The sequence below is a fragment of the Peptococcus simiae genome (assembly GCF_046097595.1).
Lineage (GTDB): Bacteria > Bacillota > Peptococcia > Peptococcales > Peptococcaceae > Peptococcus > Peptococcus simiae.
The window spans coordinates 129,908-146,408 of the sequence record NZ_JBJUVG010000001.1 but is presented as its reverse complement, the minus strand read 5'-3'; the positions used below and the strand labels follow the sequence as shown (position 1 = coordinate 146,408).

At 58.6% G+C, this 16,501-nt stretch carries 11 protein-coding genes; 7 read left to right on the top strand and 4 right to left on the bottom strand.

Annotation, left to right across the window (positions count from 1 at the left end):
- The first annotated feature begins 43 nt into the window (after window positions 1–43).
- The 4 genes from ACKQTC_RS00380 to ACKQTC_RS00365 all read left to right on the top strand — a co-directional run bounded on the left by ACKQTC_RS00380 (window position 44) and on the right by ACKQTC_RS00365 (window position 3,638).
- On the top strand, window positions 44–475 hold the full coding sequence (locus tag ACKQTC_RS00380; protein ID WP_408976473.1) for an RrF2 family transcriptional regulator: 432 nt from the start codon (window positions 44–46) through the stop codon (window positions 473–475).
- Between the two features lie 233 nt (window positions 476–708).
- Window positions 709–1,446, top strand: a complete 738-nt coding sequence (locus ACKQTC_RS00375) for a (Fe-S)-binding protein (protein WP_408976472.1) — start codon at window positions 709–711, stop codon at window positions 1,444–1,446.
- Window positions 1,447–1,481: 35 nt separating this feature from the next.
- Entirely contained in the window at window positions 1,482–2,918 is a 1,437-nt protein-coding gene (locus tag ACKQTC_RS00370) for a LutB/LldF family L-lactate oxidation iron-sulfur protein (protein WP_408976471.1), read from the top strand.
- Complete coding sequence (locus tag ACKQTC_RS00365) at window positions 2,919–3,638, top strand: LutC/YkgG family protein (RefSeq protein WP_408976470.1); 720 nt, start codon at window positions 2,919–2,921, stop codon at window positions 3,636–3,638.
- Between the two features lie 85 nt (window positions 3,639–3,723).
- On the opposite strand, the gene ACKQTC_RS00360 is transcribed toward ACKQTC_RS00365, so the two are convergent.
- The 4 genes from ACKQTC_RS00360 to ACKQTC_RS00345 form a co-directional block, all read right to left on the bottom strand.
- The gene (locus ACKQTC_RS00360; RefSeq protein WP_408976469.1) at window positions 3,724–4,782 is read right to left on the bottom strand and encodes an NAD(P)H-dependent oxidoreductase; all 1,059 of its coding nucleotides are present in this window, start codon (window positions 4,780–4,782) and stop codon (window positions 3,724–3,726) included.
- Window positions 4,779–6,029, bottom strand: a complete 1,251-nt coding sequence (locus ACKQTC_RS00355) for a lactate/malate family dehydrogenase (RefSeq protein ID WP_408976468.1) — start codon at window positions 6,027–6,029, stop codon at window positions 4,779–4,781. The genes ACKQTC_RS00360 and ACKQTC_RS00355 overlap by 4 nt, the downstream gene beginning before the upstream one ends.
- A gap of 3 nt (window positions 6,030–6,032) precedes the next feature.
- The gene (locus tag ACKQTC_RS00350) at window positions 6,033–10,859 is read right to left on the bottom strand and encodes an HD domain-containing protein (protein ID WP_408976467.1); all 4,827 of its coding nucleotides are present in this window, start codon (window positions 10,857–10,859) and stop codon (window positions 6,033–6,035) included.
- Between the two features lie 81 nt (window positions 10,860–10,940).
- Complete coding sequence (locus ACKQTC_RS00345) at window positions 10,941–12,185, bottom strand: M18 family aminopeptidase (protein ID WP_408976466.1); 1,245 nt, start codon at window positions 12,183–12,185, stop codon at window positions 10,941–10,943.
- 84 nt (window positions 12,186–12,269) lie between these two features.
- Between ACKQTC_RS00345 and ACKQTC_RS00340 the strand changes: the two genes are divergently transcribed.
- The 3 genes from ACKQTC_RS00340 to ACKQTC_RS00330 all read left to right on the top strand — a co-directional run bounded on the left by ACKQTC_RS00340 (window position 12,270) and on the right by ACKQTC_RS00330 (window position 16,469).
- Window positions 12,270–13,583: a CHAD domain-containing protein gene (locus tag ACKQTC_RS00340; protein ID WP_408976465.1), complete on the top strand. Its 1,314-nt coding sequence runs from the start codon at window positions 12,270–12,272 to the stop codon at window positions 13,581–13,583.
- Window positions 13,584–13,724: 141 nt separating this feature from the next.
- Window positions 13,725–14,192, top strand: a complete 468-nt coding sequence (locus tag ACKQTC_RS00335) for a pyridoxamine 5'-phosphate oxidase family protein (protein ID WP_408976464.1) — start codon at window positions 13,725–13,727, stop codon at window positions 14,190–14,192.
- A 90-nt stretch (window positions 14,193–14,282) separates the two neighbouring features.
- A complete protein-coding gene (locus tag ACKQTC_RS00330; protein ID WP_408976463.1) occupies window positions 14,283–16,469 on the top strand; it encodes a DNA topoisomerase III in 2,187 nt (728 codons plus the stop codon).
- The last annotated feature ends 32 nt before the right edge of the window (window positions 16,470–16,501 follow it).

Here is a 16,501-nt window from a genome sequence, read left to right as displayed (position 1 = left end):
CAACTCTTCAGGCATGTTTTAAAATTTCCAGAGGAGGTTAGAAATGGCATTAAATGTAACAACTGATTACGCCATCCGCATTATGCTTTACTTATCTGGAAACGCACCCGTAGGCGTTAGCGTGACCGGTAAGGTGATTGCCGAAAATATGCGCATTCCCTACAATTACTTCCTTAAAATTGTCCCTCACCTGAAAGAGGCCGGTTTTATTGAGTCTTTTCAAGGGAAAAATGGCGGTTTTGCCCTCATACGCAATCCTGAAGACATTACCCTCTACGATATTATTGCAGCCATGGATGATACCCTTATTATTAACGAATGTTTAATGGACCCGGTCGCCTGCGGCCGGAATGCTGCCGGCCATTGTGCCGTCCACAAGGCCTTTGCCCAAATCCAGGTTGACCTGGATAAACGGTTAAAGAGCATTACCCTGGCTGACATCCAGGATAACCAGCAAGTACTCAGCGACCTTTAAAAAACAGCACGGGATAGCCTTCCCGTGCTGTTTTTTATGGCCTGGCCGGGCCTGCGACGGAAAAATCAGTTTATTCGTTATTTGGCATAAGAATTACTTATCAACTTAAGCCGCTAAAAGCCCCCTTCCTGGGATAATTCTTTTGCAGTTCATACTGCCCCTTGTTATAATATAGTTAAACTTTTGACTGTCTCCCCCTGAGGTGAGCATACAACATTGAGGAAGGTGTAAATATGAAAATTCATTTGTTTACGCAATGCATGGTAGACATGTTCTACCCTCAAGTAGGCGTTGCCGCTGTCGAGGTCTTGGAACGCCTCGGCTGTGAAATTGTTGTTCCAGAAAAACAAGCCTGCTGTGGCCAGCCGATGATCAACTCCGGCTATGTTCAGGCCTCTAAGGCAGCTATGAAAAATACCATTAAAGCCTTTGAAGGGGCAGAAACCATCGTCAGCCTGTCTGGTTCCTGCGCCTTTGCTATGAAGCACGAATACGAACGCCTTTTTGCCGACGAGCCCTCCTGGCAGCTCCGCGCCGCCCAGATGGCCGATAAGATCTACGAATTCACCGATTTTATCGTAAACGTTTTAGGGGTAACCGATGTTGGCGCACGTTTAAATAAAAAAGTAACATTCCACAAGAGCTGCCATGCGACCCGCCTGTTAGGGGTATCCGAACCGCCCCTGACCCTGCTGAAAAATGTCGAAGGCTTAGAATACATTGAACTGGAAAAAGCAGACCGCTGCTGCGGCTTCGGCGGGACCTTCTCCGTCAAACAGCCGGAGATTTCCGAACAAATCGTTGCTGAAAAAGCCCAGTACATCGTTGACAGCGGGGCCGATGTCCTTTGCGGCGCTGACCAAGCCTGCCTGCTGAACATCGCCGGCCGTCTGGACCGGATGAAAGACCAGGGGCAAATGCCGCACCCGGTCAAGGTAATGCACATTGCAGAGGTGTTGAACTGCCGTTAAGCTAACCCCTTAACGCCACGATAGAGGAGGATATTATGGCTATTATTTATGATTCCAAGCCCTTCAAGGAACGGGTTGAAGGCGCCTTGGCTGATGATTTTAAACACCAGGCCATTGAAGCTGCCCAGGACATGTTCCAAGGCAAACGCGTCAATATCGTTGCCGGTGTACCAGCTTGGGAAGAATTCCGGACCCAGGCCGCTGAAATTCGTGACCACGTTTTATCAAACTTAGACTACTACCTGGACCAATTCGCCACCAATGCTGAAAAGGCCGGGGCCAAGGTCTACTTTGCCAAAGATGATAAGGAAGCCGTTGACCAGGCCATTGAGATTTTCCGCCAGGTCAATGCCAAATCCTGCGTAAAAAGTAAGTCCATGATGACGGAAGAAATCGGCCTCAACCACGCCCTCATCGATGACGGCGTCACCGTTTATGAAACGGACCTGGCTGAAATGATCCTCCAGTTAAACGACTGGAACCCCCCTTCCCACATCGTTGTACCGGCCCTGCACAGAGACCGCTACATCATTAAAGACCTCTTCGCCGATTCCGGCTATGAAGGGTCTGAAGACCCCATGGAACTGACCCACTTCGCCCGTCGCTACATGCGGGATAAGTTCCTGGCTGCTGACGTCGGTGTCACCGGCTGTAACTACGGGATTGCCGAAACCGGGACCACCACCCTGGTCACCAATGAAGGGAACGGCCGGATGGTTACCGCCCTGCCGAAAACCCAGGTCATCTTCATGGGCATGGAACGGATTTTACCCAACTTCGAATGCCTGGATGCCATTATGGAACTCTTTGTCCGGGCTTCTGTCGGGTCTAAGATTACCTCCTACTTCTCCCTGTCCACCGGCCCCAAAAAGGCTGACGAAGTCGACGGGCCTGAAGAACAGCACATCATCATTATCGACAATGGCCGGACCGATATCTTAAAAGGCGAATTCCGCGAAATGCTCCGCTGCATCCGCTGTGGTGCCTGCTTAAACATCTGCCCGGTTTACCGCCACATCACCGGTCACGGTTACGGTTCTATCTACCCGGGACCGATGGGCGCTGTTTTAACCCCGCTTTTGGTTGGCTTTGAAAATGCCAAGTACCTGCCCTTCGCCTCCACCCTGTGCGGCGCTTGTACGGACCACTGCCCGGTTAAGATCCCCCTCCACGAAATGCTCCTGCGCCAACGCCAGGTCATCGTTGAAGAGATGAAGCTCATGAGCCCCATCGAAGGCGGTATCTTCCGCGGGGCCGGTATCGGTCTGGGTAACAGTACCATCTATGACTTAGGGACCAAGGTGGCCGCTCCGGTCATGAAGGTCTTAGGTGACGGCGACCGTCTCAAAGACAATGTCCAAATTCCGATTCTCCGCGATTGGACCTCCAGCCGCGACATGGACCTCTTGAAGAGCTACAAATTCCGTGACTGGTTTAAAGACCACCAAAAACAGAAAGGCGGGCGCAAATAGATGTTAACCCAACAAAACAGAGAAGCTTTCTTAAAAAACGTATCTCGGGCGCTCGGCCGTGAAGCCATTCCGGCCCATGTAGATGCACCCGACCTTTCCAAGGGCCCCCAAGCCACCATGTACCAAGACCTGAGCCAAGACGAAGTCCTGGATATGTTCAAAGCCGAATGTGACGCCCTGTCCATCCGTTATCGGGAAGCCACCCCGGACAACCTGGCCGATGTGGTCATGGAATCCATCAAGGACTGGGGCGGTGGCAAACTGGTTTACCCCCAGGCACCGGAAATGGAAGAATTCGGCATCCAGGCTAAGTTTGACGAAGCCAATGGCAAGGATGACCTTTCCTTCGTTCAGTGGGACCCTGAAAAGAGCCGGGAAGAAAACATCACCAATGCGGAAGATGCCAACCTGGGCTTAACCTTCCCCACCATGGCCATTGCTGAAACAGGCACCCTGGTCCAACCGATGAGCCGGGGCACCGGCCGGTCTGTAGGCCTCCTGCCCATCACCCATATCGCTGTTGTCCGCCGGTCCACCATTGTACCCCGGATGACCCAGTCTATGGCCAAGCTCACCGAACAATTCCGGGAAGACCCGGCCAACTTCCCCTCTTCTGTCATTCATATCTCCGGCCCTTCTTCAACCGTTGATATTGAATTGGTTCGGGTGGTCGGCGTCCATGGCCCGATCAACCTCACCTACATCATCTTAAACGACTAGTCAAATCCAAAGCCGCCTACGGGCGGCTTTTTTAGTGCAAAAAGCCTGGAGCCATGAGTGTACGCTCATGGCTCCAGGCTTTTGTTCAATCAACGGGGGCTAGGGTGGCGGCAATTTGCCGGGCAAAAAGCCGGGCCCTTTCTTTGATGTGGTCCCGCTCCAGAATGGCCCTGGGCCGGTTGGCTGTGACCATGGCTGCAAAGTAAGGCGGCAGGCGGAAACCCTTATTGAGGCAGAAGGCATTGAGCAGCTGCCGGGCCAGGAGGTCACTGCCGGAATAGCCGCTGACAATAATGGCATAGAGCCACTGGCCGGTGATACGGTCGGTGTTGGCCAGGTGGGTCAGCCGGTTGATAAAGGCCACCAGGTCCGGGCCTAAGCCGTCATTTAAGTTCGGGGCCAGGACCAGGAGGGCATCTGCCTGGGCCACCCGGTCAAAGCCGCTTTCGACCATGAGGTCCCGGTCCGGACACCCTCTTTCGGTACAGGCGGCATAGGAGCAGCCCCGGCAGTCGGCAATTTGTCCCTTACCCAGGTTCATAAAGTCTGTTTCCAGGGGCGCCGGCAGGGCCTCCCGGACCAATTCCCAAAAGCAGACCGTATTGGCCACCTTCATCCGGCTGGTGGCGGCAACGGCCAGGAGCCGGGCCGGGGGCACCAGCAGGGGGGGCCGGTCTTCCTGGAGCCGGTCCACCAGTTCAGCCAAGTGGTAGCCGTAGGCACTGGCCAGGTCCGTATCCAGGAGTTGGGCCCGGAGTTCAAAGTTATACAGGTCCCCAATCCCCTCAACCAGGGCCTTGGGGATAAAGGCGCAGCCGGCCCGGTTGGTATAAAAGACGATTTCCCGGGCCACGCTCTTGGTGAAAAGGTCGCCGGGGCCATCGACTAAGAGGGCCCCGGTCGACCCATGCAGGAGGGATGGGTCTCTGGCCAACCGCCGTTTCATGGCGTCCAGCTCGGCATTCATCCCACTTTCATCCAGGCTGACTGCAAAAAGGATATGCCTGCCACGGGCCTTGTCCAGGTCCTCTGCCTGTTCAATCAGAAGAGCATCCGGGGGCAGGTGCTTTCTCAAGAGGGCATCCAGCCGCTTGTTATCCTGCCGCTTGGCCGCCGGTGGGGCCACAATGGCTAGGGGGTTCATAAGCCCTCATCTGCTTTAATTTCCGCTTGCAGCTGGGCTACACCGTCAATGAGCCGGTCGCACAGCTGCTTGTCCAGGTGCAGGTATTCTAAGGCCGGCAGGCCGTTCCGGGTCCGCAGGGGGGCCCCGTAATAGACCCCGTCCATAAAGACCGCACTGTAGTGTCTTTCGCCCCGGAGCCGGCTCAGAAGACTCAGGGCCCCGCTGGAGACAGCCGGGCCGACAAAGGGCTTGTAGCCAATCCGGCGGAGTTCCATATTAAGAGTGGCCACCCGCCGGCTCAGGTCCTGGGAGACCCGGTCATCATAGGCGGTGATGTCATTGGCCAGGATTAAGCCCTCGCCATGGCGGCCATAGGCCCGGCCATGTTTGATATAGGCGGGCATGACGGACCCGGCCCGGGCATGCATGACCCCCAGGCCATAGCCTTCGACCTGTTCCGGCCGGAGCCCCTGGCCATCAAAAACACCGGCTTCATTTAAGTTGGACTGGCGCCAGGCTACCTGGGCCAACCGTTCCACCGGATCAGAAAGCATGATAAACATACCGGCATAGTCCCGGTCCCGGGCCAGGCTAGCGTACTCGGCCACCATGGGGGCGTTCTTCAAGTACTGCTCTCGGCGGACATCATCCACTTCTTCCCCCGGTTGGGCGATGCCCCGGGTGGCCGCAAAGATAACGATATCGGTATGACGGAAGAGGTCTTCTTTTTCCAACCGGTGGACCCTGGGCATGGGCTCGCCGGAAAAGGGCCAGACGCATTGTTCCATTTCAAAGGCCCACCGTTCCATCGCCGCCTCCTGGACATCGTAAATGCCGATATCCCCAATGAGGTCCCCACCCAAAAGTTTCAAGGCCATGAGGCAGGTATGGCCCACATCCCCCAGGCCGATAATCTGGACCCGGGCCGGTAGGCGGGCGGGGACGCCCGGGTGGTGGAGCCGGTATTCCCAGCCCGCCCAGGAGGTATTCACTGCAATGATCCGGTGCTCGGTCAGGGCGTCCCTAAAGGGGGTATAGGGCTCCGTCAGGCCCTGGCCGTCATCCATCAGCCCCCGGATACCAAAGTGGGGTTCTTCGATAAACTGGGGTCGGTTGACAATGTAGGCGCTGGGGTCATCATAGCCCCCTTCATAGAGACGCAGGATGGTATCCGCCTGGGCGGTCTTGCCAAAGGCTATCTCCTCTGCCCCTTCCGGCGCCTGGTCAGCCAGTACGGTGTAGCCCTTGTAGAGGTATGCTTTCATTGGTTATCGCTCCTTTGGAATGAGGTTTTCAAAGTAGGCCAGTTGCGATAGGTTCTGCTTGATATAGTAAGACGGGCTCCGGGTCATATCGTAAATCGGACCGGCCCCGTATTCCGGAATCATGGGCCGGTTAAAGACCTCGGCCATCCGTCTCAGGGTCAGGTTCCGCTCATTTTCAGCCTGGTAACTTTCTTCCAAGACCTGCATAATGGCCAAGGCATTCTCCAGGGCCGTTTGTGAATACCGCCAGACGGCCCCACTGTCTGCATCCCGGAAGAGGGGTGAGGCGGCAAAGGGCAAGACCGGGTTAACCACCCGGGCCAGGCCGGAAAAGATACTGACCGGCCGGTCGGCCCGGGCATAGCCGTCAATAAAGGGATAGGCCTTGCTGTCCACCATCCAGTAGCGGATATTGGGCAGGTAGTGGAGGGCCCGGAAAGACAGGCCCAGGTCCTCCTGAATGTCCCGGCCGCTCCCGGTGATAATCCCGCAGACAATGCTTTGAATGGGGACCCCTTCCGCTTCCAGGAGGGGCAGGAGCCCTTCCAGGGTCCGGCCCCGGTTGAGGACTTCATCGGCCAGGATGACCGGCCTGTGGAAGGAGGACAGGACCTGGGCCTGGGTCTTGAGGTCCGGCTGGTAGGGCAGAGGCCCTACCGATAACTGGCGCATGTCGCCGGGGTATAGCCGTTGGACATAAAGGGGCCGGGTGACTGTATTGGCCACCAGGGACCGGCGCAGGAGGTGGCCGAAGGGCACACACATGGCCGGGCCCAGCTCCCGCTCCTCCCCTTCCTGGGCCGGGACCCCGTTTTCAGCGCTGACCAGGTGGGCCAGTTCCGTTTCCAGGGCGGCACTCTCATAGGAAAGGACCAGTTCACCCGGGTGGAAGGCCGTCATGGCGGCCATGAGCCGTTGGTGGGTCTGGGCCAGGACCCGGTCTACCGCCGGTAATTGGGCATAGGGGGCCTTGAGCAGGGTGGAGACATTGTTGGACAGGAGCAGAGGCGCCCGCATGTGGACGACCGCATACCAATCCTCTCCCTCTGAATCAAAGGCAGCCGGTAAAAATTGAAAGCCATGCCGGGTCAAGAGGCCTGTCAGCCGGTCCTTTTCTTCCCGACCATGGCCGACGTATACCGCCAGGGTCGCCGAGGCTTCCAGGGCCCATAGGAGGGCTTCCGACAGGGCCCGCTGGCCCCCGTCCAGGGCCTCATCACTAAAGGCCAGCCGGGACAGGAAGGCGATGTGGCCGGACCCCTTCTCCCGCAGGTAGCGGCAGATATCCCGCCGGCCAACGACATCAAAGAGGTGGCGGGAGGATACGACCTGGGCCAGGACAAAGCTCTCCAGCGCCCCCTCCCGGCGGATATTCACCAAAATACTATCCGGCGGCAAGGCATGGCCTAAAAAGCCCAGGGCCTGGGTTTCCAGTTTTTCCTTTTCAAAAAGGGCCTCTATGTCATGCCAAAGCCGCCCATCTTCCGCCGGCACCCGCCGGACCGTATAGGGTTTCAGGGTCTGGACCGCCTTGGTCTTCCGCTCACCCAGGTAAAGGTTGTGGGTGTAGATATAGTTTTGGGCCATGGTATCAATCAGGTGGGAAATATCCCGGTTCTTCTCGATGTTCTTCCGGATGGTCGTGGACGATACGCCCTCCGGCAGGTCGGGCAGGTCCATTTCCAGCACCTTGGCCTCCAGCCGGGCCAGGGCCTCTGCCCTGGTTTCCGCGTCCATCCCGTCGCCGGGCCGGTGGACCACAATGTGGTTGATCTGGTGGACCGAATCCGAGGTCGGCGGCTGCCGGTAGGCCGAAGCATTGGCCAGGACATCGCTACCGACCACCAGGAAGAGGTCCTTGTTGTGGAAGACCTCCTTGAGTCGGGCCAGGTCTTCCGCTGCGGCGATATTGACCGGGAAGATGGGCGGAAAGAGGAAGACGTTTTCTTCCTCAGCCACGCTCATCTTTAAGATGGCCCGCCGGATCAGGGTCGGCTGGGTATTCTTACTCCAGCTGAATTCGTCCAGGCCCAGGTAAACCTCAAAGCCCTGGTCCCGGATTTTCTGGACAATGGCCTTGTGCCCCAGGGTAAAGGGGTCAAAGGTGCCCGGAAAGAAAGCCACCTGCTTGTTTTCAAACAGGTGCCAGCTCTCCCCACTGAGGAAGTAGTCACTGAGGAAGCGGTAGAGGTGGTTGAGCAGGGCGCAGCGGGCATAGAAGTCCAGGGCGTCAGCCTCCTCTTCGGAAACCACCAGCATAAGGAGCCGCTTGTAGGCGATGTCGAAAATATCCCGCCGGTAGGCCAGGGGCAGCTGGGCATTGCCAAAGACAAAACGGCCCAGGGCCCCCAAGGTTTCCAGTTTTACCGGGTCATGGAAACCGGCCAGGCCCTTCATGAGCAGGCCGACCAGCCGGGACAGGCGCTGGCGACGGGTTGCTGCCGATTCGTCCATATCCCGATTTTCAAAGCCCGCCACCATATGGGCCACCGTATCCACCGCCAGCTGGGCCGTCGTTTCATTTTTGGCATCGACCAGGCTGGCCAGGGTGACGAGGATTTCATCATACTCCCGGGGCTGGAGGTGGTTGCAGAGCCGGGCCAGGTAGGTGGGAATATACTTGGTGAACTCAAAAGAGTCCATCTCCAGGCCCCGACAGAGCTCAACGGCCACTTCATTGACCTCTTCATCGCTTAAGTGGGCGGCCAGGTTAACCAGCATGGTGCCGGCCTCGTGGCGGACGTTGATTTGCTCGCTGACCTTGAGCAGGTTGGAAAAGTGCAGGGCCACGTGGAGTCGGTTCATCTGGGAGTCATCGACCAAGGCCTCGGCCAGGCGGCGGATATTGACCCGCTTGACCTGCCAGGGGGTCGATGACTTCAGATTTTCCAGGAAAAGCTCCGAGCTCCGCAGGTCCGGCAGCTGGCAGTGGCCCCCGCTCAGCAGGGCGTCGATATGGGCCTGCTGGTACCCTTCTCCGGCCCAGATCATGGGCAGGGCCCGGACCCGGTCCCAGTAGGGGGCAATGACCTCTGCCGCCAGGTTTCCTTCTGCTATGAATTTTTCGAAAAATTGCAGGATGGCCAGGCGAACTTCCACATTATCCCGCTTGGCCAGGGTTTCGGCGGTCCGCAGGAGCATCTGGCCGTCCCGGTCGGAAATGAGCTTCATGGGGACCTCAGCCAGGGCATCCAGGAGGATGAAGGCCGTCAGGTCATCACAATCCGGTTTCCGGTAGTAGTGAAAGAGCTGGGCTAAAAACTGGGGCCGGTCATCATCCGGCAAGTTGGCCAGAAGGCTGTTTAAAATTTGGTGAAAAGCGTATCCTTGGAAGCGCCGGTAGCGGTCGCCCAGCTTGTGGTCCGGCGAAAAGACCTGGTCCAGAACATCGTGCCAAAGGGAGAGGGCTGACCGCCCCTCCCGCTCGCGGACGGCATTTTCCGGCAGCCATTTGCTATAGCGTTCATCAAAGCCGGCCAGGAGGGTCCCAATCAGGTGGGCGGCCTGGCGGCGGATATCCCCTTCGGGGTAGATGAGCATTTCCAGGAGATAGTTAAAAATCAGTTCCTTTTGAGGCCGGGTCATGTAGGTCATGTATTCTTCAAAGACCGTCAGATAGGCACGGACGGTGACGGCATCGTCTGCCGCCCGGAGGGCCTCCAGCATATTACGGAGGTAGGCCGGTTGGCCGAGCCGGTGCATAATATCAATATTATGACGGAAAGCCAGGTCTTTAAAGATCCGCGGGGTGGCCTGGGCATCGAGCATGCCAATCCAGGCCGGCCGCCGGCTGGGCGGCTGCCGGTCGCCCAGGGTCACATCTACCCCGTAGCCGGTCATAAAGGCTTCAAAGTCTGCCAGCCGCTGGTAGACCCGTTCATAGCGGTGTTTTTTGGCCTCGTCAACATTATCCAGCTTGTTCAGGATGACCTGGTAGGCATCGGACAGGCTATAGATAACGATTTCTTCATGGGGCCCCCGCTTCCCTTCCTTGGCCTTACTCCGAAAGTCCCCGTAAATGAGGAGCATGGATTCCACCGCCAGGTTTTCCAATTCCAGGTCCCAGGTGGAATGGTTGGCGGCAATATGGCCAATGCCGGGCAGGCCGTGGCGGTTGCACCATTGCTCGGTATAGTAGTAATGGAGGTAGGCCATCCGCTTGGTTTCTTCGGCATTTTTCGGGCCGAACTTCCCAATATCATGGACCATGGCCGCCCCGGACAGGCGGACCGGGTCCACAGGCACCCCGCCGGCCTTGAGCTGGAGGCCAACGGTTAAGGCCACCCGCTGGACCCCGACAATATGGGCCAGGAGGTCATAGGGGGTTACCTCCCGCCCCAGGCGTAAGATTTCATCAATATAGTCAACCTCCCAGACATTCAGGAGGCGGGCAAATTCTTCTGCATAGGGACTGGCATCTCTTTCTTCCTCCGGCAGGGGCAGGAAGTCCAGCCGCTTGTCCAGGCCATTGACCTGCCGGTGGGCATCCAGGCAAAAGGCCAAGAGGTCCAGGCTGAAAAAGGCTGCTGCCCGGATTCGGTCAGAATAGACGACTGCCGGCCGGTTATGAAAGAGGTTCTTGCTTCCCAGGTTATACACGGTCAGGGGCCAGTTCTCCGGCAGGCTTAGGCCCAGGGCCGTTACATAATCGCCGGCCAAGGCCACAACTGCCTCAGCTGAAATAGGCGACCGCTCTAAAAGGGTCCTGACCCGGTCATACCACTCATCCCGGTCGGCCAGGTTGGCCAGGTCCTCCGCCGAACAGCCCAGGGCCGTTGCCAAGTACTTATCCCGTAAAATGGCGCTCAATTGGCGCTTTAAATCAACCATATCCACCCTCCTTATTCATGCTTTTTATATATTATACCCAGCTGGCTCCAGCTTTTATACGCCTGATGGCCTTCGGCCAGCCTAGCTTTCATAAAAAGCCTGTAAAGCGTCCTGCATCCAGACCTGGTCCTGGCAGCCGCCCACTTCCCTGGGGGCATGCATGGCCAGGAGGGCATTGCCCACATCCACCACCGGCATGGGCAGGCTCTGGGCTAAGATCGGGCCCAGGGTCGCCCCGCCCCGGAGGTCGGAATGGAGGTAAAAGCGCTGGACCGGGACCCCGGCCTGCCGGCAGAGGTTTTCAAAGACCACTGCCGTGGCCCCATCGGTGGCGTAGCTTTGGTTGGCCGCACACTTGACGACCGGGCCCCCATTGAGGGCCGGGGCATTGCCGGGATCCATTTTTTCCGGGTAATTGGGGTGGTTGCCATGGGCCTGGTCGGCCGATACCATAAAGGAGGCGGCCAGGGCATCCCGCCAGGGGGTATCAAAGGCCTGGTGGAGGTCCTCCAGGATATCCCGCAGGCGGAGGGCGGCCGCCCCGGTCGCTGACCCGCTTCCGACTTCTTCATGGTCAAAGATGACCAGGACCTGGGTCTGGGCCCCTGCTCCGGCAGCCAGGAAGGCCTGGAGGGAGGCGTAGACCATGGCCCCGTTATCCAGTCGGGGAACACTCATCAGGCGCTTATCCGGACTGACAAAGGTCCCCCGTTCCGCCGGCAGGAGGTCCAGCTCATAGCCCAGGACCTGGGCCGGGTCCAAACCCCAGCCGGTCAGGAAGTCTGCCACAAAGCCCTCCGCCCCACTGCCGGTGACAAGAGGCTGGAGGTCCTTTTGCAGCTTAAAGGTATAACCGGTCCGGAGCTCACCATTCATATGGATACATAAGTTAGCCGTGGTACAGACCGCCCGGCCGGAGTCCACCAGGCGGCGGTCTGGCTTAAAGGGGTCCTCGCCGGCCAGGTAGACCTCTCCGGCCACCCGGAGGGGCCGATCCATCCAGGAAGACCAGATGGCACCCCCATAAGGGGCCACATTGAGCCGGTGGACCGGGTCTGTACCCAGGTCAGCCCGGTCTTTGAGCCGCAGGGCCGGGGCATCGCTATGGGAGCTGACCAGGCGGAAACCGTCCGCCTGCCCCCGGCGCCAGGCGCAGAGAAAACCACCGGCCCGGGTAAAGCCCCGGGCGGTCTGGTCCAGGGGCCCGGCGGTCACTTCGTCAAAACCGGCCGCCACCAGGTCCTCGGCAACGGCCTGGACCGGCCGGGCAGTCGGCGTCCGGTCAATAAAGTCAAACAAGGCCTCGCAACAAGATATATAGTCCATGGATATCATCCTTCCTAACTTGAAAAAAACCGTCAATAAGGGTATATTTTAACTAACATACCGCCCCTTTTGAAAGGAGTCATAATGCGTTTAATATTCATGCGCCACGGTAAGGCCGTTAGTGTCCAGGAAGCCGCATCCGATGCGGACCGGCCCTTGAGCTTAGAGGGTCGCCTGGCTTTAAATGAAGACCTACCTTATTTGGCCCGATATTTACGGCATACAGACAAGTGCCGGATTTGGCATTCGCCCTTGGTACGGAGCCGGGAAACGGCAGAGGTCCTGATCCGCTATATGCCGGGCCAGGCTCTGGAGGTCTATGACTTCATCGCCAGCGGCGATGAAGCGGCCCTGGTCCAGGCCCTGAAAACAGTGGACCAGGAAACGACCCTGGTCATCATCGGCCATGAGCCCCACCTGTCCACCTGGCTGGAAGACCTGGCCCGGCGGCGGGACCACTTCAAAAAAGGGGAGTCAGCGGTCCTCTTACTGGACGCTGAAGACCCCTATAACGCCGTCCGGATGACCACCATGCGGCTCAACGAATTAAGCCGCTTGAGCCCCGTCGACCTCCCCCTGCCGGTGGCCCTCCAGTCCATTTTACTGGACAACCAAAAGGAAATCCTAAAAGAAAAGGATCGCGTGCTCACCGATATCGAAAGTGAAGAGGCAGTCCACGACCTCCGGGTGGCCCTCCGCCGGCAAAAGAGCTACCTGGCCTTTGCCAAGCCCTTTACCGACAAGACCAGCTACCGCAAGGCCCAAAAGGCCTACAGTAAGCTCTTAAAAGAGCTCAACCACCTCCGGGAACTGGATGTCGTCCTGGCCTCCATCCATGAGGCCAAACGCTGGGAACTGGCCCCGGCCGTCGCCTCCGTTCAAGCAGAGCGAAACGCCGAGGCCCTGGCCCTGGACATGCACTTTTCCCAGGCCGATAGCGACCGGGACTATGCCGAGGCCTACGCCAGCGCCATGGAGGCCCTGGCCACCATTGAAGACAACCGCATCTTTTCAGTGGTCGCCGAAAAGACCATGCCCAAGCGCTTTAAACAGGTCCAGAAAAAGGCCAAAAAGCTGGCCGATGTCCAGGATCCCCAAAAAATCCACCGCTTCCGGGTAGAGGTCAAGCACCACCGCTACCTCTACGAACGGATGGCCTGCATGGCCCACTATGGCACCGCCCAACGCTACCGGCTCTTAACCCGGCTCCAGAAGGCCATCGGGACCTATACGGATACCTTCTTCAACCAGCAGGTCATGGAAGACCTCCGCGGGGACCGGGAAGACCACGACCTAGACCGGGCCCTCAAGGTCTATGAAGACCTCCAGGAAAGCACCCGGGAGGCGGCCTATAGCCAGGTCCAGGCCCTCTTAAAGGACCTCATCCGCTGTCCCTAGCCCCGGCGGCGCCGGCGAAAAATTTGAATCAACTGATAGGCCACCCGCCCCATCATCACCAGGGCGACCAGCCAAAAAATAAGGGCTAATGCGTAAATAAATGTAATCATTCTATCTCTCCTCATCCACACGGAGGTGCCTATGGCTAAGTACCATCGGATTAAATATACGGAAGCAAGGGTCTTTGAGCGGCTACCGACCGCCAGTTACGGCATCCTATCTCTAATCGATGCCCAGGGCCGGCCCTACGGGGTCCCCCTGAACTATGTCTATGTCGCCGGCCGCCAGGCCCTCTACTTCCATGCTGCCAAAAGCGGCCGGAAAATTGACGCCATCCGGGCCCATAACCGGGCCCACTTTACGGTGGTCTTAAATGAATCCGTCATGCCGGAATTTTTTGTGACCAACTATGACGCCCTCATGCTGGAAGGGACGGTCCGGGTCGTTGAAGACGAGGACGAACGGCTCATGGCCATTACCGCCCTTTGCGACCAGCTGGCCGCCGGTGAAGCCCGGCGGGACGAAGTCATCGCCGGCAGCCTGCCCCGGACGGCCATTGTCCGCTTTGATATTGAAGCCGTCAGCGGCAAGGCCAACCGGGACCGGTAGCCCTATCATAGCATAAGCCTGTCCATCCATGCACCATCCGGTCGGCCCAGCCGATTAGAGCGGTGCATCTTTTATTGAGGAGGAAGTCCCTTGTCCAAAACCCTGATACTCGCTGAAAAGCCCTCTGTCGGCCGGGACCTGGCCCGCCACCTGGGCGCTAAAAACCGCCGGGAAGGCTATATCGAAGGCGACAAGTATATCATCACCTGGGCCCTGGGCCACCTGGTCGGCCTGGCTGACCCGGAAAAGTACGATGAAAAATACAGCAAGTGGCGGCTCAATACCCTGCCCATGATGCCCGAAAAAATGAAAACGGTCATCCTGCCCGGCGCCCGCAAGCAGTTTTCCACCGTTAAAAAGCAGCTCCTGCGCAAGGATGTCGATAAGATCATCATCGCCACCGATGCCGGCCGGGAAGGGGAGTTGGTCGCCCGCTGGATTATTGACAAGTCCGGGGCCAAAAAGCCCATGTACCGGCTCTGGATTTCCGCCCAAACCGACAAGGCCATCCGAGACGGCATGGCCCAGCTCCAACCGGCGGCCAAGTATGATAACCTGGCCGCCTCTGCCCTGGCCCGGGCCGAAGCCGACTGGCTGGTGGGCCTAAACATCACCCGGGCCCTGACCACCCGCTTTAACGCCCAACTCTCCGCCGGCCGGGTCCAAACCCCCACCCTGGCCATGATTGTGGCCCGGGAAGAGGCCATTGCCCGCTTTAAGGCTACCCCCTACTACGTCATTACCGCCAACGGCGCCGGCGTCCGCTGGGAGTGGCAGGGCAAGGACGGCAATCGGATTTACAGTGAAGACGCCGCCCAGGCCCTCATCAATAAACTCCGGGACCAGACCGGCCGGATTACCGGCATAAAGGAGAAAAAGCGGAAGGTCAACCCGCCCCTCCTCTATGACCTGACCACCCTCCAACGGGACGCCAATGCCCGCCAGGGCATGAGCCCCAAGGACACCCTCCACCACCTCCAACGGCTCTACGAGGTCCACAAGCTGGTCACCTACCCCCGGACCGACAGCCGTCACCTGACCGAGGACCTAGCCGCCAGCATGCCCGACCGCCTGGCCGCCTTACGGAGCGGCCCCTACGGGGCTGTCGTCAAGGAAATTATCAGCCAAAAGGCCCAGCTCCCGGCCGGCTTTTACAACAATGCCAAGGTCAGCAACCACCACGCCCTCCTGCCTACAGAAGTCCGGCCCGGGTCGGCAGACCTCAACCAGCATGAACACTTTATCTACAAGCTCATCGTCGAACGCTTTTTAGGGGCCTTCCTGGGCCCGGCTGAAGTCCAGGACACCAGCTTTGAAGCAGAGGTCGCCGGCGAACGCTTTACCGCCAAGGGCGAAGTCACCCTCAACGCCGGCTGGCGGGCGGTGGCCCAGGCCGAAGCGGCCACCGTGGAAAGCGACGAAGACGAGGCCCCGGTCCAAGCCCTTCCCCGGCTGGCCAAGGGCCAGGCCCTAAAGGGCCTGACCTCCAGCAAGAACGAACGTCGGACCCGGCCCCCCCACCGCTTTAGCGAGGGGACCCTCCTGGCCGCCATGGAAAACCCCCAGGCCTTCGTGGACGATGCCCATGCCAATAAGATCCTCAAGGAAAGCGGCGGCATCGGAACCCCGGCCACCCGGGCAGACATCATTGAGAAGCTCTTCAAGAACTTCTATATCACGAAAGAAGGCAAGAGCATCCTGCCCACCGCCAAGGGCCGCCAGCTCATTGACCTAGTCCCGGCCGACCTCCGGTCCCCCCTCCTGACCGCCCAGTGGGAAGAACGCCTGGCCGCCATCGCCAAGGGCCAGGAAGACCCGGCCGCCTTTGATGCCGATATGCGCCACTTCGCCAGCGACTTAGTCCAGGCCGTCAAAAAGAGCGAGGCCATCTTCAAGCACGACAATGAAACCGCCACCCCCTGTCCGGACTGTGGCAAGCTCCTCTTAGCTGTAGAGGGCAAACGGGGCAAGCTCCGGGTCTGCCCGGACCCGGCCTGCGGCTACCGGGAAACCGTCAGCCAAAAAACCGGGGCCCGGTGTCCCCAGTGCCGCAAGCCCCTGGTCATCATTCAAAAAGACGGCCACAAACTCTACGCCTGCAACAGCTGCGGCTTCCGGGACCGGTTTGACCGCTTTAACGACAGGCACAAGGGCGGGCAAAAGTCCACCCGCCGGGACGTGGCCGCCTACCAGAAAAAACAAGCCAAGGAAAAAGACATTGGCGCCAATGCCTTCGCCGATGCCTGGGCCGCTGCCTTAAAAAACAAGGACCAATAAGAAAAGCCCGATGGCTGTTGAAAAGTTCAACA

What these genes read in the sequence shown, in the direction of transcription:
- ACKQTC_RS00380 (WP_408976473.1), top strand. Translation starts at nt 44, where the DNA reads ATGGCATTAAATGTAACAACTGATTACGCCATCCGCATTATGCTTTAC.
- ACKQTC_RS00375 (WP_408976472.1), top strand. Translation starts at nt 709, where the DNA reads ATGAAAATTCATTTGTTTACGCAATGCATGGTAGACATGTTCTACCCT.
- ACKQTC_RS00370 (WP_408976471.1), top strand. Translation starts at nt 1,482, where the DNA reads ATGGCTATTATTTATGATTCCAAGCCCTTCAAGGAACGGGTTGAAGGC.
- ACKQTC_RS00365 (WP_408976470.1), top strand. Translation starts at nt 2,919, where the DNA reads ATGTTAACCCAACAAAACAGAGAAGCTTTCTTAAAAAACGTATCTCGG.
- ACKQTC_RS00360 (WP_408976469.1), bottom strand. Translation starts at nt 4,782, where the DNA reads ATGAACCCCCTAGCCATTGTGGCCCCACCGGCGGCCAAGCGGCAGGAT.
- ACKQTC_RS00355 (WP_408976468.1), bottom strand. Translation starts at nt 6,029, where the DNA reads ATGAAAGCATACCTCTACAAGGGCTACACCGTACTGGCTGACCAGGCG.
- ACKQTC_RS00350 (WP_408976467.1), bottom strand. Translation starts at nt 10,859, where the DNA reads ATGGTTGATTTAAAGCGCCAATTGAGCGCCATTTTACGGGATAAGTAC.
- ACKQTC_RS00345 (WP_408976466.1), bottom strand. Translation starts at nt 12,185, where the DNA reads ATGGACTATATATCTTGTTGCGAGGCCTTGTTTGACTTTATTGACCGG.
- ACKQTC_RS00340 (WP_408976465.1), top strand. Translation starts at nt 12,270, where the DNA reads ATGCGTTTAATATTCATGCGCCACGGTAAGGCCGTTAGTGTCCAGGAA.
- ACKQTC_RS00335 (WP_408976464.1), top strand. Translation starts at nt 13,725, where the DNA reads ATGGCTAAGTACCATCGGATTAAATATACGGAAGCAAGGGTCTTTGAG.